Below are 18991 nucleotides of genomic sequence, written 5' to 3'. Positions count from 1 at the left end.
TTTTCTAATCAATCTGCCCCTTGGAGGAAAAATATATCAAGCACAAATACGATCCCATCCTTCCTAGTAAGGATGAGTGGCCCGTTGTCAAATTGGCGCGTGAGCGAAAGGAATTTGTCAAAAAAGTATCTGAAAATGCTCAAGGTCGGATATTGAAGCTTACTTCCAATAATATGGAAATATTGAAGGAAGAGCTGGAAACTACTCGCTACCGAGAGAAGCTTCGAATAAAGCAAAATCCATGGGTGGTGGACCCAGATGATGAAGGGGCCTTTTGGGGAAAAGTCAAAGAGTCTCTTCTTCATGCGAGTTCGGAAACAAGCCTTTCCAAAAAGCAGAGGGAAGCGATTTATAAGGAAATATTAGAATCCATTACTTCCCGGTATTCGGAGGAAATTGCCAGCAATTTTAAGCATCAGCATTACAAGTTTATTCGGAGCGTGGTCACCTTTGGATTTGCACGCTTGCTCAATGCGGCCCGGGTAAAAGGATTTCGATCCATTTTTTCCAATCAGTACACCCTACAGGATAAGATACAAATCACTGGGGAAACCGATCAACTCCGAGATTTGGCTACGAAAGGCACCATTGTGATGGTTCCTACGCACTTTTCCAATCTGGATAGTATTCTTATTGGGTGGATTATTTCAGTGCTAGGATTACCTCCATTTATCTATGGAGCTGGATTGAATCTCTTCAATATTTCCATTTTTGCCTACTTTATGAATGCGCTTGGAGCATATAAAGTAGATCGTCGAAAAAAGAATTTGGTCTACTTGGAGACTTTAAAAACCTATTCCAAAGAGGCCATTCAATTTGGGTGTCACTCTCTCTTTTTCCCTGGAGGCACACGTAGCCGAAGCGGTATGATTGAGAGCAAACTCAAATTGGGCTTACTTAGCACAGCTATTGAAGCACAGCGAAATAATTATCAGGAGGGGATCACCGGGATTTCAGGTAAAATCTTCGTGGTACCCGTCACGATTAATTATCATTTTGTCTTGGAGGCTCCAAGTCTAATACGAGACCACTTAAGTATCACCGGGCAGGAGCGCTATTACAAAGAGAATGATGAGTTTTCTACTTCTTACAAAATCTCGAAGTTCCTCGTCAAGTTTTTTACCAAGGGTTCAGATATTTCTGTTTCTGTTGGGAAAGCGATGGATGTTCTGGGAAATTATGTCAACGAAAAGGGCGAAAGCTTGGATCAGCATGGCAGAGTGATTGACACCAGTCATTATTTCAGATCCGGAGGAAAGGTGACAGTTGATTCTCAGCGAGAGGAAGAATACACCCACATGCTAGGAAGGAGAATTGTAGAGGAGTTTCACCGTATCAATCGGGTTTTTAGCTCGCATTTGGTAGCCTTTACAGCATTCGAACTCATCAAAGCCAAAAACTCCAAATTGGATCTATTTGACTTGATTAGATTGCCAGAAGAGGAAATTTTCATTGAATACGAAGAATTCAAGGATGCTTGTCAGCGTGTGTATGATCAGATTCTAATTCTTCGCGAGCAGGGATTGATCAAAATTGCTCCACACATGAAGCGAAGTCTAGAGGAAATTATCGCTCATGGACTCGATAATGTGGGGATGTATCATGCCAAGCGGCCTTTGATCCGAAATAAAAAAGGTCAAATAGTGACCGAGGACATGAGTTTACTTTATTTCTATCACAATAGACTACACGGCTATGAGCTCGAAAATCTTTTCTGATTCATCATTGATCGGTGTAGTAGGCGTAGGTTCTTTTGGGACCGTCATCGCCAATATGCTTGCTGAAAAAAACCAAGTTTTGGTTTATGCTAGGAACGCTGAGGTCGTTGCAGAGATCAATGAAAATCATACAGCGCAGGGTAAATCAATGCATGAATCCATTATGGCTACACAGGATCCTCAGCAGCTTTGTGAATCCTGCCAAACCATTTTTTTCATGGTTCCCAGTTCGGCATTTCAGGATGTAGCCAGGAAATTCTCTCCTTTCCTTCAGCCCTATCATTTAGTCATTCACGGTACAAAGGGACTTTGTCTGGATTTGCCTGAAGGGCAAAGTTTGGATGAGGTGAAAAACCTTGATCGTAACCGCATCCTGACCATGAGCGAAGTTCTACAGAAAGAGACTGTGGCAGTTCGCGTGGGTTGCCTAGCCGGACCGAATATCGCAAAGGAGCTTTCCAAAGGTCAACCTGCAGCAACGGTGATTGCTTCTAAGTTCAACGAGGTGATTTTGGAAGGTCAGCGGTTGCTTCGATCTGAAAAATTTCAGGTTTACGGCAATTCCGACATCATCGGAGTAGAGCTAAGTGGGGTATTGAAGAATATCATTGCCATAGCTGCCGGGGCATTGGCAGGGTTAGGTTTGGGAGAAAATGCCAAAGGGCTACTTATTTCTCGAGGGATGGTAGAGATGGTACATTTGAGTCGTGCCTTGGGAGGTAGCGTAAAATCAGCTTTTGGGCTCGCTGGTGTGGGGGATTTGGTGACTACTTGTAACTCGGTGAATTCTCGAAATTATACAGTCGGCTATCGCCTTGCAAAGGGAGAAAAATTGCCACAGATCCTAGATGAAATGGAAGAAGTGGCTGAGGGAATTAATACTGTTAAAATTATCAAAGGCTTTTTGGAGGCAGCGGATTTACGGGCACCAATTACAGAAAACCTGTACCGGGTTTTGTTTGAAGATCTGGAGATAGAGGAAGCACTTCAGTTTCTGATGAAATACCCTTTCAATGTGGATGTTGATTTCGTGTAGACATAAAAAAAGCTCTTCGTTTTGAAGAGCTTTTTTTGATTTATTCCACCGGGAGGAGTTTGACTAGCAGGCCTGTTCCTTCTGTGATGGCGTAAAGATATCCATCCGGACTTTCAGATACTTGTCTCACTCGGCCGATGTCTTGGAACATCACCTCTTGTGAAAGTGCAGTTGCTCCATCCATGTCTACTCGGTTGATGTGCATTTTTGCCAAAGCACCTATCAAAATATCTCCTTTCCAGTTGGGATATCTGTCAGAAGTGACCATGGTCATGCCGCAAGTTGCGATCGATGGCACGTAGTAAGTGACAGGCTGTTCCATCCCTTCTTTTTCGGTGATTTCAGTGATTGGTGTTCCATCGTAATTTTGTCCGTAGGTAATCACTGGCCAACCGTAGTTTTTGCCTTTTTCGATCAGGTTGAGTTCATCACCACCCATTGGACCGTGCTCTGCTTCCCAAAGTCTGTTATTCGCTTTGTCAAAATATAATCCTTGTGGATTTCTATTTCCATAAGACCAAATAGAACCTACTGCGCCTTCCTCATTGACAAAAGGATTGTCTGCAGGAATTCTCCCATCGTCATGAATTCTGTGAACTTTTCCATGAGCATTGGTCAAGGTTTGAGCATTTTCAGGCTTATTTCCTTTGTCTCCATTGGAAAAATAGAGGAAACCTTCGTTGTCAAATACGATCCGGCTTCCAAAGTGACGCCCACCTTCCCATTCAGGCATGGCAACAATGATCTCTTCCTGATCGATTGCATTATTGTTGTCATCAAGCTTGAAACGCATAATCGTTAAAGCACCTTTATTGTCAGGGAATGGCTTTGCGTAAGCAATGTAAATCCAGCCATTCTCAGCATGATTTGGATGTGCTGCGACATCCAATAGACCTGCTTGATTCACTTCATGAACTTCCGGAAGGCCTGTCACTTTTTGACCGGTAAATTCATCATTTTCGAAAATCAATATTTCACCTTTTCGCTCAGTTACGAGCATTTTTCCATCTGAAAGCCAAGTCATACCCCATGGGCTCTCAAATTCGGTGAATAGTGTATCTACTTTGATAAGGTGCTTTTCAGTTTGCTGTGCGAAAGTAGGATCTACTGGCTCAGGCTGATTGATATCATCTGCTTCCTTTGTTGCGCAGGAAACAGTGGCTAGCATTCCAGCACCGATCAATATCCAAAGATTGTATCTGTTCATATCATTTAGGTTTGAAATCCGAAGGTACAGTTTCTAGTACAAATTTCAATCAGAATGGTTTTAAACGGTCGCAGAGATCTTTGATTTTTCGATGTGCTTGATCGCTTGGTCAACCATTTCTTCTGAGCCGATAAATAGTGGTGTACGCTGGTGAAGGGAGTCGGGGACGATATCCAAAATTCTGGATTTTCCATCCGTAGCTTTTGCTCCTGCCTGCTCTGCAATAAAGGCCAATGCATTTGCTTCATATAGTAATCGAAGCTTACCATTGGGGTTGTTTTTAGTCGCTGGATACAGGTAAATGCCTCCCTTAAGCAAGTTTCGATGAAAGTCAGCCACCAAAGACCCAATATAGCGGGCCGCATATCGCTTTGCTTTACATTCATCAATGTAATTCTTTATGCCTTCTTGCCAGTCCATCTCCAATCCCTCGTTAATCGAATAGATTTTTCCTGATTTGGGCGCCTTGATTTGTGGGTGTGAAAGAAAAAACTCGCCCAGGCTGGTCTCATAGGTAAATCCATTTACCCCAAAGCCTGTGGTATACACAAGCATGGTAGAAGAGCCATAGAGTACATACCCAGCTGCTACCTGCTCAGAACCCGGTTGCATGATATCTTCCATCTGAATGGGACTTCCAAGTGGGGTCTTTCGTCTGTAAATTGAAAAAATCGTCCCTATGCTGATATTTACGTCAATATTTGAGCTTCCATCCAAAGGATCAATGGCCACAACGTATTTGCCGGATTTGTTTTTCAGGTCGATGACAGCATCTTCCTCTTCTGATACGATGGCGCACACTTCACCGCCTTTGCTCAGTGCTCGCATAAATCGGATATTGGCGATCACATCCAGCTTTTGTTGCTCTTCGCCTTGGACATTGGTTTGACCAAAAGCCCCACCAATATTGGCAAGACCAGCGCGATTTGTCTCCCGGTTCACGATCTTTGCTGCGAGTGCAATGTCACGTAGCAATTGGGAAAGTTCTCCGGAAGCAAAAGGAAAATCGCTTTGTTTGAATTTGATAAAGCGATCAAGGGTAGTACCGACAGAGTAGGCCACGCCGCTCTGATCGGGTTGATAAGGATTGATTTTCATTATTAGAAAAGTACAATATTTGGGTTTATATTCTTCTCGAAATTAGAAAGAAAATTGGATGGCAAAAACAATCGTTTTCAAATTTGGTGGAGCATCTGTTAAAGATGCTGAATCAATAAAAAACTTAGCTGAAATTTTTCGTAATCGATTGCGAAATTCGACGCTTTTAGTCATTTCAGCAATGGGAAAGACGACTAATGCGTTGGAAAAATTGCTGCAGTTTCGATTGGATAATTTGGATATATCTTCAAATTATACAATTTTAAAAAATTTTCATTTGGAGATATGCCAAGCGCTTTTTCCTTCTGGCCATCCTGTATTTTCCAGAGTAGAAAATCTCTTTGTTCAACTGAGCCATGAACTCGAAAAGCCCATCAGCCCTGAGAATTATGATGAGGCCTACGATCGTATAATTTGCTTGGGAGAATTGATTTCCAGTCGGATTGTGTCAGAGTTTCTTTGTGAAATGGGAATAATAGTGGTCTGGCAGGATGCCAGGGAGTTGATCAAAACAGACTCCAATTTTCGCTTTGCAAATGTGGACTGGGTTAATACTAGACAGAAGGCAAAAAAGATTCTTGAACCTGTTTTGGAAAAATTTCCGGTAATGACTCAGGGTTTTATAGGAAGTAATTCTGCAGGGAAGCCCACTACTTTGGGAAGGGAAGGATCAGATTTTTCCGCAGCTATTTTGGCTTCTTGTCTCGATGCTCGATCAGTGACTATCTGGAAAGATGTACCCGGGGTGCTCAATGCAGACCCAAAGCTTTTCCCAGAATCGGTGCTTTTTGATGAATTGGATTACCTTCAGGCTGCTCAGATGACTTTTTATGGAGCTACTGTAATTCACCCAAAGACGATCAAGCCTCTTGCCAATCGTAAAATTCCGCTTTTTGTCAGGTCTTTTTTGAAGCCGGATGAGTCGGGTACCAAGATCCATGATACAGGAGCACCTAATTTGTTACCAACGATTATATTGAAGCAAAATCAGGTATTGGTTACGTTCCGGGTTACGGATTTCACTTTTCTCAATGAGTCACATATCCATGTGATCTATCAGCAATTAGATGAGTTAAAGTTGCAGGTTAATCTTTTACAGACCACTGCGATGGGTGTTTCTCTAGTTTTGGATGATCAGCTATTTAAACTGGAAAAATTGATTTTGGCTTTAAAAAGCCGTTTTACCATTCGTTATAATGATGGCTTGGAGCTTTTGACTGTTTTAAATCCTCAATTGGCTGATCTGAATTCATTTACTAAAGACCGGGAAGTACTATTGGAACAAAGTAGCCGACATGCTTTCCAAATTGTCAGAAGATAGCGCGGAGAAGAAATGAAATAGTCTTCTTTGGGAGGAATTTTGTATTTTCATTCCTGCTCTCATTTTTCATGAAGCCTTTTTAGAAAAAGTCTTTCATGTAACCTTCAAAAAAAGAAAAGATTATGAAGTCAAGAAGATCATTTTTGCTCAAGACAGGCCTTTCAGCACTTGCTATTGCGGTGCCAAAAATTGAAAGTTTTTCAGGGGGATTCCCAAAAAATTTTGCTGCTATCAATCCCGTTCAAGATGGTCCTGTTTTGAAAGTAGCCTTGATGGGATTGGGGAGTTATGCAGCTCGTGTTGCAGATGCAATGCAAAGCTGCAAGCGTGCAAAAATAACAGGATTGATCAGTGGTACCCCTTCCAAATTGGAGACCTGGAGTAAAAAATATGCTGTTCCTGAGGCTAATTGCTATAATTACGAGACCTACCATCGGATAAAAGACAATCCGGATATTGATGCTGTCTATGTCATTACACCCAATGCTTTGCATAAACCGCATGCATTGGGAGTGGCTGCAGCCGGGAAGCATGTGATTTGTGAGAAGCCCATGTCAGTCAATGCTAGCGATGCGAAGGAAATGGTGGAATTCTGTGAAAAAGCTGGAGTTCATTTGCTAATCGGCTACAGGATGCATTTTGAGGCAAATACCTTAAAAGTGGTCAATATGAGGCGAGATGGTGCATTTGGGGAAATTAAATTTTTCCAAGGGCTGAGCGGTTTCCGCATTGGTGATCCGAATCAATGGAGGCTCAATGCAGAATTAGCAGGTGGTGGGGCAATGATGGATATCGGGATTTATTCCATCAATGGTGCCCGATATATGGTAGGAGAGGAGCCTATTTGGGTGACGGCTCAGGAAGTCAAAACAGACCCGATAAAGTTTAAGGAAGGGGTCGATGAGACCATTACTTTCCAAATGGGTTTTCCTTCAGGGGTTGTAGCTTCTTGTCTTTCGACTTACAGCATGAATTATTTGGATAAGTTTTTCCTCAATGGAACCAATGGATATGCTGAAATGCAACCTTCCACAGGCTATGGACCTATCAAGGGACGTACACATCAAGGACCATTGGATGAGCCTCATGTAACCCATCAAACTACCCAAATGGATGAGATGGCGGCTATCATTTTGGATGGAAAGAAAGCATCGATCCCAGTAGATGGAGAGGAAGGATTGAAAGATATGGTCATCATCGACGCGATTTATAAAGCAGTGAAAACGGGTGGAAAGGTTAGTTTGGTTTAACCTTCTTTTTCAAAAGTGTGGCAACTCTACTGAAAGCGATTGATGATTTTTTGAATGCCTGGCAGATAGGCTTCTCCGAATAAATTGAGGTGAACCAAAAGGGGGTACAGATTATAAACTCCAATTCTCGACTCGAATTCCGGTTCTAGGGGAAGGGCTGATTCGTAGGAATCATAGAATTGCTGGTCAAATCCGCCAAACAATCTGCTGAAAGCTAGATCCATTTCCCGGTGTCCAAAATAGATGGCAGGGTCGATCAGGCTCGGTTCCCCTGAATCTGTGGGTATTACATTCCCGCTCCAAAGATCACCATGTACGAGTGATGGTTTTTCTTTTGGAAAAATGCCTTCTAGTTTAGGATAGATCTCCTGGAATTTTTTCAGAAAATCCAAGGGAATCAAGCGGTCAAAATAAGCCTTGCCCAAAAGGGGCTCCAAGCGCTGCTCAATGAAAAAGTCTAGCCAGTCCTCTGCATCGGGATTCTTTTGATAGAGGGAAGCGATGAAATTATCAGATTCTAAACCAAAAGTCTCCCGCTGAGTCAGGTGGAGATGGGCTAATCCGATGCCAAGGTTTTCCCAGTAGTTGGGTTGCTTTTTGCCTCCAGCCAAAAACTCCGTTAGCAGATAGTTATAGTCTTCTACTCGACCATACCCGTAGACTTCCGGTACCTTCAGGAAGGTTGATTTTCTCAGCAGATCCAAGCCTTGAGCTTCACGTGCTAAAATATCTTTTTCGTGGTCAAAGTTGAGTTTGAGAAAAAATGTACCCTCTGAACTGGCAAGCCTGATTCCTTGGTTGTGATTGCCTGCAGCGATGAGTGTGGCAGACTTAAATTCTGCCAAAGGGCCTAGTGTCTGGAAAAGAATTTGTTCATAAATCCCATTCAAATCAAGCATAAAGCTGATGTCGTTCTTTCAATTCCTGTAAAAAATCTTCTATGGCCCGATCTAAGATGTCATAGATTTTGTGGAATTCTTCTTCACCGCCATAATAGGGGTCTGGGACTGGTTGGCCCTTTTCTTCCTCCACAAAATCCCGCATGAGATAGATGGTTTTGTCGGGAAAACCATATCTGATTTTAAGTTTATCTAGATTTTGGAGATTCTGATTGTCCATGGCGATGATGTAATCAAACTCCCGGAAATCCACACGATTTACTTGCCTCCCACGATGTTTGATCGACATGCCATAGTGTTTTGCACAGCGAATAGTCCGGTCATCAGGGAGCTCCCCGATGTGAAAGTCAGAAGTGCCAGCACTGTCAGACTTGAAGAAAGAATCAAGCCCTTTATTATGGATTTTATGATTAAAAATTGCTTCAGCTAGAGGCGATCGGCAAATATTTCCAAGACAGACAAAAAGAACCTTAATCATGTATTCTGCATTCTCATTTTAAAGTTTACCCAAGAGGTAACTTTGAAATTAAAAATTTTTAAATGTAATCGAACAAAAGAGCACCCATATTTTCAAAAAAATATGAATGCGAAGCTACTAATTTTAAATCTTCTCTAGGGAAAGCTTAATTTTAGCCATGCAATGGATCTACAATTTCTTTCTTCGGGTGGTGGAGTTTCTTTTTCCAGTTGCAGCTATATTTTCTACTAAGATCGCTGATTTTGTAAAGGGGAGGGAAGGTCTCTTTAAGCGATTGAGAACTTTTGCTCCTGATGCTGAAAGACCTGTAATCTGGTTTCATGTCGCCTCGTTGGGGGAATATGAGCAGGCGAGGCCTGTGATGAGCCTTTGGAAGCGGCGAAAGCCTGAAGTACAGATTTTGGTCAGTTTCTTTTCAACCTCAGGATTTGAGCCAATCTCAAAAAGGAATGAACCGGTACTTGATTTTGTCACTTACTTACCACTTGACAGACCTAGTTATGCCAGGGAATTTCTTGATATCGTTCGGCCGGACATTATCTACTTCGTCAAGTATGATCTTTGGTTTAATTTTCTCAAGGAAAGCTCTTCTCGTGGTATTCCTCTCTACCTGATCTCTGCAAGCTTTAGAGAAGATCAGGTTTATTTTAGGAGAAAGGGGTTTTTCAGAGCTCCAATATTTTTCTTTGACCATATTTTCACTCAAAATGAGGAAAGTGCTGAGCTCCTTGAAGGAATCAATTTTCAATCCTACACTAGAGTTGGGGATACTCGCTTTGATCGGGTAGCGGAGATCGCTAGGGCTCCGAAGAGATTCCCCCAAATCGAAACTTGGCTAGGGGAAAAGCCTGCGGTCGTTCTAGGTTCTGTTTGGCAAGAAGATATGGATTTACTCATCCCTTTGATCAATCAAAATCAAGACTTCAGATGGATTATTGCCCCGCATAGTATGAACCCTGGGCCAATGCAAAATTGGAAGTCACAAACCAAGGCTAGCTGTCAATTTTATACCTCCTGGGATCAGACGAAAACCACGGAGGTGCTAATTATTGATACCATCGGAATGCTCGCCTCTTTGTATCAATTTGCACAGGTTTCCTATGTAGGAGGTGCATTCGGAGAGGGCTTACACAATATCTTGGAGTCGATTGGCTTTGGCGCTCCTGTTATTTTTGGGAAGGTTCGTAAGGCAGGGAAATTTCCTGAGGCTCAAGAGTCTATCAAACAGGGTTGCGGATTTGAAGTGGAGGATTTCTTAGCGCTAAAAACCGCTTTTGATTCTTTAAAGAATCCAGAAAACTTGGAGAGAAGTAGGATTTCAGCAAATTCCTGGGTAGAAAGCAATCGGGGTGCGACTGAAAGAATTTTGGATTTTACCGATAACTTGCAATAAATGAAGGGAAGAGTAATCAAATCCACTGGTAGCTGGTACACGGTGAACGCTGAAGGAAAGTACATTCAGGCAAGGTTAAAGGGGAAATTCAAGCAGCAAGACTTGAAGCTTACCAATCCTATAGCCGTGGGAGACTGGGTTGAGCTTGATGTTGAACCGGGACAGGAGACTGCTGTCATTCGGAGTATTTTACCTCGTGAGAATTATGTGATTCGCAAGTCTACTCGAAATCAACACTTTTCCCATATCATTGCCAGTAACCTGGATCAGGCCATGTTGATCATCACGATGGAGCAACCTCGAACCTCTACTGGGTTTATTGATCGCTTTCTCGTCAGTACAGAAAGTTTCAGGATTCCAGCCATACTTGTGGTCAACAAAATGGATTTGCTGAAATCGAAGAAAAAAGGCAAAGAATGGCTGGAGAACTTGCATGAAATTTATGATCCTCTGGATATTCCAGTGATAGAAATTTCTGCTCAAAGTGATCAGGACCTTTCGTCCCGTTTCCAAGAGTTCCTTCGAGGGAAATCCACCTTGATAGCCGGGCATTCTGGAGTAGGTAAATCCACACTTTTGAATAAGTTGGTACCAAAAGCAAAGCAAAGCACCCAAGAAATATCCAAGTTTAGCAGCAAGGGAGTTCACACCACGACTTTCGCAGAACTTTTTGAACTTGATGGAGGTGGAGATCTGATCGATACTCCGGGGATCAAGGAATTTGGGATTTTGGATATCGAAGAAAATGAGCTCTCCCACTATTTTCCAGAGATGAGAGCCTATTTGGGTCATTGCAAGTTTCACAATTGCCGACATGTCAATGAGCCGGGCTGTGTCGTACTCGAAAAGCTAGAAGAAGGGGAAATTCACCCTAGTAGATACCGGAGCTATCTGAATATGCTGGAGGAGGAGGAAAGCCATCGCTAAAAATTGATTTTGAAAGCAAGGCAAATAGGCCTAATTTTCATTTTCAAAATTTTATCATGAGCGAAGTACTCAACGACAAACAAATCCGGCAAAAAATAACCCGGATGGCTTTCGAAATCTACGAGCGTAATCTTCACACGAAAGGTGTTGTTTTCGCAGGTGTGACTGGTATGGGTTTGATCCTATCCGAGCTTTTGGCTAAAGAGCTAAGTCATATATCCGAATTGCAGGTAGAACAATTGGAGGTACAATTGGATAAGTCTGATGTTGCTAATTCTAAGATTTCACTTTCCCAAAACCTAGATTTAACAGGGAAGAGCCTGATTCTCGTGGATGATGTACTAAATACAGGTAGGACTGTAGCTTATGCAATGAAGCCATTTTTGCAGGAGGAAATTAGCAAAATGGAGTTGGCTGTTTTGGTAAATAGAGCCCATGGTTTATTTCCGTTAAGACCTGATTACACAGGTTTTGAACTTTCTACTACGCTCAATGAGCACATCCGAGTAGATCTTTCCTCATCAAGCTATTCTGTACACTTACACTGATATCATGTCTGTTCACTCCTCTTCTTCAGTCAAACGAGTCACTACCCACATTCTTCAGGAAATGAAAGATAGTGGTGAGAAAATATCCATGTTGACAGCCTACGATTTTTCGATGGCTAAAATTGTGGACAGTGCAGGAATTGATATTGTTTTGGTAGGTGACTCAGCATCCAATGTGATGGCAGGCCATGAGACCACACTACCAATCACTTTGGATCAGATGATTTATCACGCTTCCTCGGTGGTGCGAGCAGTCAAAAGAGCTTTTATCGTGGTAGATATTCCATTTGGACACTATCAGGGAAATAGCTCGGAGGCATTGCGATCGGCTATTCGGATCATGAAAGAGTCCGGTGCCCATGCCGTCAAGGTAGAAGGGGGCTCTGAGATCAAAGAGTCAGTTAGCAGAATTCTGAGTGCAGGTGTTCCCGTCATGGGACACTTGGGTTTGACTCCTCAGTCTATTTATAAATTTGGGACCTACACAGTCAGAGCAAAGGAAGAAGCAGAGGCTAAAAAGCTTTTAGAAGATGCACAAATGCTAGAGCAATGTGGATGTTTCGCGATTGTCCTTGAAAAGATACCTGCTGCTTTGGCACAGAAAGTAGCTGAATCTGTGAAAATCCCGGTGATTGGGATAGGAGCAGGTCCCGATGTAGATGGTCAGGTATTGGTCATGCACGATATGCTGGGGATTACTCAGGAGTTTAAGCCACGCTTTTTGCGTCAATATGCCGACCTTCAGTCTATAATGACTGATGCTTTCCAAAACTATATTAAAGACGTGAAGGAAAGGAAATTCCCTACGAAGTCTGAAAGCTATTGATTGAAGGGATAGATATACTGGAATATGTAGGAAGACTTAAGCTTCCAATTTCTGAACCTATTGCCCATACTTTTTTCTTACTTGCGGAATAGCGGGAATTTATACTGATAACATAAAAAAAGCCATCTGAAAAGATGGCTTTTGGTTTTTTAAACATTTACATGCCGCTCGGCATGATAGGAGGATCGGACAAGTGGGCCTGACTCCACATATTTTAATCCTCTCTTCAATCCTTCCTCACGATAGTGATCAAAAAGATCCGGATGAATGAATTCTGCAACTTCAATATGCATTTTGGTAGGTTGGAGGTATTGTCCTAATGTCAGGATATCACATCCATGGGCTACCAAGTCATCCATAGCTTTGTAAACCTCATCTTTGGTTTCTCCAAGGCCTAGCATGATACCAGTCTTGGTTCGTTTTCCATACTCTTTGGTCAATTTAATCTGCTCCAAAGAACGATTGTATTTAGCCTGAGGTCTTACTCTTCTGTAGAGACTTTCCACCGTTTCCATATTATGAGAAACGACTTCCTGTCCTGCACTGATCATTCGATATAATGCGTCCCAGTTTGCCTTGACATCGGGAATAAGTGTTTCTATGGTTGTTTCTGGAGAAAGCTCTTTGGTCTGTACGACTGTCTGATACCAAATTTCGGCACCGCGATCTTTACGCTCATCTCGATTGACTGAGGTGATCACTGCATGCTTGACCCCCATCAATTTGATGGCCTCAGCCACCCTTCTTGGCTCGTCTTCATCATACTCAGGCGGTCTACCTGTCGCGACAGCACAGAAGGAACAAGATCGGGTACATACATTTCCTAAAATCATAAAGGTAGCAGTACCAGCACCCCAACACTCACCCATGTTGGGACAGTTTCCACTTTCGCAAATCGTGTGAAGTTTATGTTGATCGACAAGTTTGCGAACTTTGGCATACTCCTTACCCACAGGAAGCTTGACTCTCAGCCAATTAGGCTTTTTTCTGCGAGTTGATTCCTCGGATATTACGGGTAATTCTATCATTCTATTGGATTTTCAGGGTCAAAATTAAATTTTATTCCGGGAAATACCACCAGTCTATTTTCGGAATCCGTAATAGAAGGTGAAATAGGCAGCTTGGAAAAACTGACGATTTTCAGCAGTGGGTATCAATGGAATTTCTTTGTTAAAACCTTCAATCATGTATCCTAGTTCCAAGCCGGTGACATTGCTTCTAAAGACTCCAAATTCAAGATTAATGGCTGCTTTTGCATTAGCTCCTATTGCAAGTTGAGATTCTCCGAGGCCTTCGAACAATCGTCCTGTTCCTAGAATATTAAATCGGCTTTGATGTACTTCAGGGTTATATTGTTCTCTTACTGTTTCCAGTCTATTTACTGCATATTCAATGTAATACGGGGCAATCAAACCAATACTTGGACCAACTGCAGCAAGGGCAGAGACTTGCACTCCTTGATTTGGTGCTTTTCGGAAGAGAATCACTTCCCGTCCATATTGCGGTCTTATGGAGTACAGATAATTGGATTTCCCAAAGATGTAACTATTGCCTAATACAGTATTGTAGCGAACTTCTTTGGGATTCTTGACATTGGCTAGCTCTACAGCGAAGAAGCTGAACTGTTCATCAGATATCCTTGTACCAACTTTAAACATCAGGCCTCCAATCAGACCACCATTGGTATTTTTATTTAGCCCAAAAATGAACTCTTTATCGTATTCATAATTGCCGGCATCTTCTCGTTGCGCTAAAACTTCTGTAAAGGAAGCTGCAAAAAAGAGAGCCAAAATGAATTTTATACGTACTGATATCATGTGAGCTATTATTAACCTATTTTTGGTTATCTATTTAACTGAAAATTAAAAGTAAGAGTTTAGACTCGTGATAAAAAGTGCCTATCTGGAATTTTAATCTGTGTATTAATCAGGTAATTCTAGATTCCTAGACCCAATAAACCCAAATTTCTATGTGTTTTTTATTCAACAGCTTTCGGGAATGGAAGTCCTACTGTGAAGAAAAGGATATTTCATTGCCTCAATCCGTCATTGAATACGAATGTGAGCAAAAAGGAGCAACGCCGGAAAAAATTCAGGATGGCCTGCTTCAAGCCTATCAAGTGATGAAGGAAGCAGTTCATACCGGACTTGAAAAAGATATGAAGTCGAGGTCCGGAATGATAGATAATGGGGCCAAAAAGGTTTTCAATCATCCCCTGACGGTACTATCTCCAGAATTTCAAAAATTAATCAGTCGAGCCTTAGCTGCAAAGGAAGTGAACTCTTGTATGGGGAGGGTAGTCGCAGCACCGACCGCAGGAGCATCCGGGATCTTACCTGGAACAATGGTTACACTTCAGGAGATTCACGGATTATCTGATGAAAAGATTGCAGAGGGCCTTTTGGTAGGTGCAGGAATTGCTTTGATTATTGAGCAAAAAGCGAGTTTGGCAGGTGCTGTAGGAGGTTGTCAAGCAGAAACTGGCTCTGCCGCAGCAATGGCTTCAGGTGCGATAGTTTACTGTTTGGGAGGTTCTTTAGACCAAGTTTTTAATGCAGTAGCTATCACTATACAATGTATGCTAGGCCTAGTCTGTGACCCTGTAGCAGGGCTAGTGGAAGTCCCTTGTGTGGTCAGAAATGCTAGTGCTGCTAGTATTGCTTTTAGCTCAGCTCAAATTGCCTTGGCACAGGTATCAGCTGTGATTCCTGTAGATGAGTGCGTAGAGGCTATGGGAGAGATTGGGGCTTCAATGGAAAGTCGCTACAAGGAAACCGCTCTTGGAGGCTTGGCTGCCACACTGACCGGTCAGCAAATTGCTGAGCGCGTATTGATCCAAGATATTGAAATTTTACCAGATGAGGAGTTACCCGATTAGGCTTTTGAAAAACGGAATTTCTAGAATTTGATCGATGCTCAGACTAAATACTGTAGCCCAAAAAATAGCACTCCAGAGCATGTGGAAATAGATCTGTCGTTTTTTGGAACCGAAAGAGACCAAGATCAAAGTTCCTCCGATCGGAGTGAAAATCAGTGGCGTCAGGAAGGCAATTCCAATTTCACCGTATTTTTTCCATAAGGTTACGATCTTTCTATTTTTTGGGGTAAAAATTGGTTTTTTCTTTCTGATGCGTAATAGGAGTTTCTCTTTAAACTTTTTTCCTAAAAGCGTAAAAATCAAAACGCTGGACATCATTCCTGCCACTGTTACTAAGATAGTGGTCACCACCCCAAACCCGGCAGCAGGTGCTAGTACAGGACCGGCAATGAATTTGAAATAAGAAAGGAAGTAGATTCCTAGAAGGCTGATAATTGACTCTTTCATAGAAGGAAAAACATGTATGCCAAATAGGTCAAGAAGAGGATACTTCCTTCAAATTTTGAAATCTGCATTTTGGTTTTGATCAATGGGAATAATAAAACTGTAATTCCAATCATCCACCAAAAATCAACTCGGATAAACTCATCAGCTACGCTTATGGGTTCAATTATGGCAGTAATACCAATGATGGAAAGGATATTCATAATATTACTCCCTAAGATATTTCCTAGGGCCATATCCGTTTCCTTGGCCAATGCGGCCATGATTGAGGTGATCAATTCCGGAAGGCTTGTACCAATGGCTATGATAGTCACGCCTATCACCCGTTCAGAGACTCCAAAATTACGTGAGATCAAAACTGCATTTTCTACTAGAAGGTCTGATCCAAAATACAAACCTATAATACCTCCGAAAAAGAAAAGGATAGCTTTCCACCAAGGGAAATTTTTGACTTGTTCTATTTCCTCTTCTACCTCTTTGGATTCCTTCACTACTCCTTTTTTTTCCAACCAAAAGAGGTAAATATTGAAGCTGACAAAGGCAGTGAACATGGCGATTCCCTCCCAGCGGTCTACCATTCCATTTACACTCACGAGATAAAAAACACCAGTGACAATCAATGTAATCAAGTATTCGAATCGAATATGTCGTTTGGTGATTTTGGTTGGGTAGAAGAGTCCGCTAAGTCCTAAGACTAGACCTAGATTGGCAATATTTGATCCTACCACATTTCCTATGGATATATCGCTATTTCCTTTCAAAGCGGCATTGATACTCACCAAAAGTTCAGGTGCTGAAGTTCCAAAGGCTACAATCGTCAGACCAATCAGCCCAGCACTCATTCCTAGCTTGACAGCAATTCCCGAGGCACCATCTACCAAGAATTTCCCGCCTAATAAAAGAATGGCAAGTCCTGCTATTAATAGCAAATATTCAGTCATGATTTTAAAGTTTTGGGCCGAAAGCTAAGTCTCCGGCATCACCTAGACCAGGTAGTATATATGCTTGCTCATTCAAGCCCTGATCCAGTGCTCCTATCCAAACTTGATGAGGGATAGATAAGTTTTCTTTGATGTGAGCTAACCCTTCAGGTGCAGCAACTACAGCCGCGATGTGGATTTTCCTGGGTTTACCGTTGATGAATAGGCTTTCAAGAGATTTGATGAAGGATTTTCCTGTGGCAAGCATTGGATCCACGATTACCAGAGTTTTCCCTTCAAGGTTTGGACTGGCATAATAACCTAGGCTTATTTCAAGATCATCTTTTTTTCCTTCCTGTCTATAAGCACCGATAAATCCATTCTCTGCCTTATCAAAAAAATCCAAAAAACCCTGATAGAAAGGTAAGGAGGCTCTAAGTACTGAAACCAAAACGACTTGCTCATCGAGTTGCAATACGTTGGTTTTCATTAAAGGGGTTTCAATTTCTACTACTTTATATTCCAGGTTTTTGGAAAGTTCATAAGCTAAAATATTACCCAACCTTCTCAAATTAGTTCGAAACCGCATTGAATCAGTTTGAATATTTCTGTCTCTTAATTCTGAAAGAAATTGAGAGGCAATGGAAGGTGTCTCTGATAAAACAAACATAGAGCGAATTTAAAAGAAAAAACCCAGCTTAGGAGAAAGCTGGGTTTTTGAATCTATGATCTTTTTTTAATTCAGGTTAAATGAAACCCTTCGGGCCATCTGTCTTGCGTCTTCAGAATTTTTATCGACGCTTGTATCTTCTCCGTAGCCCTTATAGCTGAGTCGGCTACTATCGATTCCTGAGGCAATCAGCAAGTCGTAAACAGCTTTAGCTCTTTTTTCAGAAAGTTTAATATTATAATCTTCTGAGCCTAGTTCATCTGCATAGCCCATTATTTCCAGTGAAATCCCTGGATTCTTTTTCAGGAAATTTGATACAAACTGAGCTGCAGATACCGAATACTGAAGCGGTTTGGCTGAGTCGAATCCAAAGTATACGTTTACAAATTGATCGTCAATAGCCTTTCGAAGGTAATCGATGGGTTTGCTGATTTCTTCAATCGGGCATCCTTGGTTCGCTGATGGACCTGGAAGGAATGGACAGTTGTCCTCATGATCTGCTAATCCGTCTCCATCTGAATCCAGCGTAATTCCTGAAGAGTTCACACGTGCATTTGCAGGAGTATTTGGCTCTTTGTCTAAGTAGTCAGGAATCCCGTCTCCATCAGAATCCTTGAGCATATCTTTAATTTCTCCGATTTGAGAGGCAAGTTCCTCTTTCGTGGCGTAACGGTCAGCAGCAATGTACCAATCAGCATGTTCTTCCTTAGAACCTAAGTATACATTCACCCCAAAAGTACCCGTCCACCAGACTCCCGTTGCATGGACAAATGGGTTTTCAGGAACAATAGGTTGAAATGGAGCATTAAACATGCGGCCGTCAAAAGTATAGGTCTGTCGCCCGTTAACAATCATTGAAATATCCCCTTTGAGGGCAATCCTTGAACTGATACGATATTGAGCGGTCAATCCAGAAATAATATTGTAGTGATAGTCAGGTTCAGAAGGTAAAGCTCCCTCGTCAAAAGTCATTCTTCCAAATCCAGCACCAAGATGCCCTAGGAATCCAAGCTTTGGTGCGAAAGACTCGAAGCTTAGCATTCTGCCAAAGTTGGCTACGCCTTGGAGGTCTACCCGAACATAATCAGTATCAAAAGGTAGACTTACTCCCTTAGCTTCCGAAAAACTTCCAAAACCTAAATCCCCTTTTACCCCAAAATACTCATTAAACATATAGCGGGCTCCAAGATTCACATGCCCGATATTTAAGGTGGGTGAAAGATAATTTCTAGATAGTGGGGACATAGACTTATTGAAGCCTGCATCTACCTCAAGTGACCATCGATTGAAGTCTTGTTGGGCAACTGACGCCAAACAAGTACCGACCAACATTAAGATGGTTAGGAAACGTTTTTTCATTTTGATATTATTGATTGAG

At 42.0% G+C, this 18991-nt stretch carries 19 protein-coding genes; 9 read left to right on the top strand and 10 right to left on the bottom strand.

The genetic code is table 11. The features are described from left to right. The first annotated feature begins 20 nt into the window (after window positions 1-20). Both CDH51_RS09495 and CDH51_RS09490 read left to right on the top strand, forming a co-directional pair. Complete coding sequence (locus tag CDH51_RS09495) at window positions 21-1718, top strand: 1-acyl-sn-glycerol-3-phosphate acyltransferase (protein ID WP_100628378.1); 1698 nt, start codon at window positions 21-23, stop codon at window positions 1716-1718. Further along, on the top strand, window positions 1696-2754 hold the full coding sequence (locus tag CDH51_RS09490) for an NAD(P)H-dependent glycerol-3-phosphate dehydrogenase (protein WP_100628377.1): 1059 nt from the start codon (window positions 1696-1698) through the stop codon (window positions 2752-2754). The genes CDH51_RS09495 and CDH51_RS09490 overlap by 23 nt, the downstream gene beginning before the upstream one ends. A 40-nt stretch (window positions 2755-2794) precedes the next feature. Here the strand turns inward: CDH51_RS09490 and CDH51_RS09485 are convergent, their stop codons facing one another. Both CDH51_RS09485 and fbp read right to left on the bottom strand, forming a co-directional pair. Next, window positions 2795-3961 (bottom strand): PQQ-dependent sugar dehydrogenase, encoded by a 1167-nt coding sequence (locus tag CDH51_RS09485; RefSeq protein WP_100628376.1) that lies wholly within the window; start codon window positions 3959-3961, stop codon window positions 2795-2797. Between the two features lie 60 nt (window positions 3962-4021). Beyond that, complete coding sequence (gene fbp / locus CDH51_RS09480; protein ID WP_100628375.1) at window positions 4022-5059, bottom strand: class 1 fructose-bisphosphatase; 1038 nt, start codon at window positions 5057-5059, stop codon at window positions 4022-4024. 58 nt (window positions 5060-5117) lie between these two features. On the opposite strand from fbp, the gene CDH51_RS09475 reads away from it, so the two are divergent. Continuing rightward, window positions 5118-6380 (top strand): aspartate kinase, encoded by a 1263-nt coding sequence (locus CDH51_RS09475; protein ID WP_100628374.1) that lies wholly within the window; start codon window positions 5118-5120, stop codon window positions 6378-6380. A 122-nt stretch (window positions 6381-6502) separates the two neighbouring features. After that, the gene (locus CDH51_RS09470) at window positions 6503-7630 is read left to right on the top strand and encodes a Gfo/Idh/MocA family protein (RefSeq protein WP_100628373.1); all 1128 of its coding nucleotides are present in this window, start codon (window positions 6503-6505) and stop codon (window positions 7628-7630) included. Between the two features lie 26 nt (window positions 7631-7656). Here CDH51_RS09470 and CDH51_RS09465 read toward each other — a convergent pair whose 3' ends face one another. Then, the gene (locus CDH51_RS09465; protein ID WP_100628372.1) at window positions 7657-8529 is read right to left on the bottom strand and encodes a fructosamine kinase family protein; all 873 of its coding nucleotides are present in this window, start codon (window positions 8527-8529) and stop codon (window positions 7657-7659) included. After that, window positions 8522-9007 carry a low molecular weight protein-tyrosine-phosphatase gene (locus tag CDH51_RS09460; protein WP_100628371.1) on the bottom strand — a complete coding sequence of 162 codons (486 nt, stop codon included), beginning with the start codon at window positions 9005-9007 and terminating at the stop codon, window positions 8522-8524. The genes CDH51_RS09465 and CDH51_RS09460 overlap by 8 nt, the downstream gene beginning before the upstream one ends. A 157-nt stretch (window positions 9008-9164) precedes the next feature. Between CDH51_RS09460 and CDH51_RS09455 the strand changes: the two genes are divergently transcribed. From CDH51_RS09455 to panB, 4 genes are read left to right on the top strand one after another with little or no spacing between them, the layout of a single operon-like run. After that, window positions 9165-10400, top strand: a complete 1236-nt coding sequence (locus CDH51_RS09455) for a 3-deoxy-D-manno-octulosonic acid transferase (protein ID WP_100628370.1) — start codon at window positions 9165-9167, stop codon at window positions 10398-10400. Then, on the top strand, window positions 10401-11327 hold the full coding sequence (gene rsgA, locus CDH51_RS09450; protein ID WP_100628369.1) for a ribosome small subunit-dependent GTPase A: 927 nt from the start codon (window positions 10401-10403) through the stop codon (window positions 11325-11327). A 56-nt stretch (window positions 11328-11383) separates the two neighbouring features. Further along, the gene (locus CDH51_RS09445) at window positions 11384-11875 is read left to right on the top strand and encodes a phosphoribosyltransferase family protein (RefSeq protein ID WP_024284602.1); all 492 of its coding nucleotides are present in this window, start codon (window positions 11384-11386) and stop codon (window positions 11873-11875) included. Window positions 11876-11879: 4 nt separating this feature from the next. After that, the gene (gene panB, locus CDH51_RS09440; protein ID WP_100628368.1) at window positions 11880-12701 is read left to right on the top strand and encodes a 3-methyl-2-oxobutanoate hydroxymethyltransferase; all 822 of its coding nucleotides are present in this window, start codon (window positions 11880-11882) and stop codon (window positions 12699-12701) included. A gap of 149 nt (window positions 12702-12850) precedes the next feature. On the opposite strand, the gene lipA is transcribed toward panB, so the two are convergent. Together lipA and CDH51_RS09425 are read right to left on the bottom strand one after the other, a co-directional pair. After that, a complete protein-coding gene (gene lipA, locus CDH51_RS09430; protein WP_100628366.1) occupies window positions 12851-13729 on the bottom strand; it encodes a lipoyl synthase in 879 nt (292 codons plus the stop codon). 54 nt (window positions 13730-13783) lie between these two features. Then, window positions 13784-14518, bottom strand: coding sequence for a hypothetical protein (locus CDH51_RS09425; protein WP_100628365.1), 735 nt, complete (start codon window positions 14516-14518; stop codon window positions 13784-13786). A 152-nt stretch (window positions 14519-14670) separates the two neighbouring features. Between CDH51_RS09425 and sdaAA the strand changes: the two genes are divergently transcribed. After that, complete coding sequence (gene sdaAA, locus CDH51_RS09420) at window positions 14671-15579, top strand: L-serine ammonia-lyase, iron-sulfur-dependent, subunit alpha (RefSeq protein WP_100628364.1); 909 nt, start codon at window positions 14671-14673, stop codon at window positions 15577-15579. On the opposite strand, the gene CDH51_RS09415 is transcribed toward sdaAA, so the two are convergent. The 4 genes from CDH51_RS09415 to CDH51_RS09400 all read right to left on the bottom strand — a co-directional run bounded on the left by CDH51_RS09415 (window position 15568) and on the right by CDH51_RS09400 (window position 18972). Then, the gene (locus CDH51_RS09415) at window positions 15568-16026 is read right to left on the bottom strand and encodes a hypothetical protein (protein WP_100628363.1); all 459 of its coding nucleotides are present in this window, start codon (window positions 16024-16026) and stop codon (window positions 15568-15570) included. The two genes, sdaAA and CDH51_RS09415, sit on opposite strands and share 12 nt — an antisense overlap. Then, window positions 16023-16964, bottom strand: a complete 942-nt coding sequence (locus CDH51_RS09410) for a calcium/sodium antiporter (protein WP_100628362.1) — start codon at window positions 16962-16964, stop codon at window positions 16023-16025. The genes CDH51_RS09415 and CDH51_RS09410 overlap by 4 nt, the downstream gene beginning before the upstream one ends. Before the next feature lie 4 nt (window positions 16965-16968). After that, window positions 16969-17613, bottom strand: a complete 645-nt coding sequence (gene upp / locus CDH51_RS09405; protein ID WP_100628361.1) for a uracil phosphoribosyltransferase — start codon at window positions 17611-17613, stop codon at window positions 16969-16971. Between the two features lie 66 nt (window positions 17614-17679). Beyond that, window positions 17680-18972 (bottom strand): OmpA family protein, encoded by a 1293-nt coding sequence (locus tag CDH51_RS09400; RefSeq protein WP_100628360.1) that lies wholly within the window; start codon window positions 18970-18972, stop codon window positions 17680-17682. Window positions 18973-18991 lie beyond the last annotated feature (19 nt).

The organism is Algoriphagus formosus (assembly GCF_002807035.1).
GTDB lineage: Bacteria > Bacteroidota > Bacteroidia > Cytophagales > Cyclobacteriaceae > Algoriphagus > Algoriphagus formosus.
The sequence above is the reverse complement of the archived record's forward strand: the minus strand, read 5'-3'. Positions and strand labels throughout refer to the sequence as shown.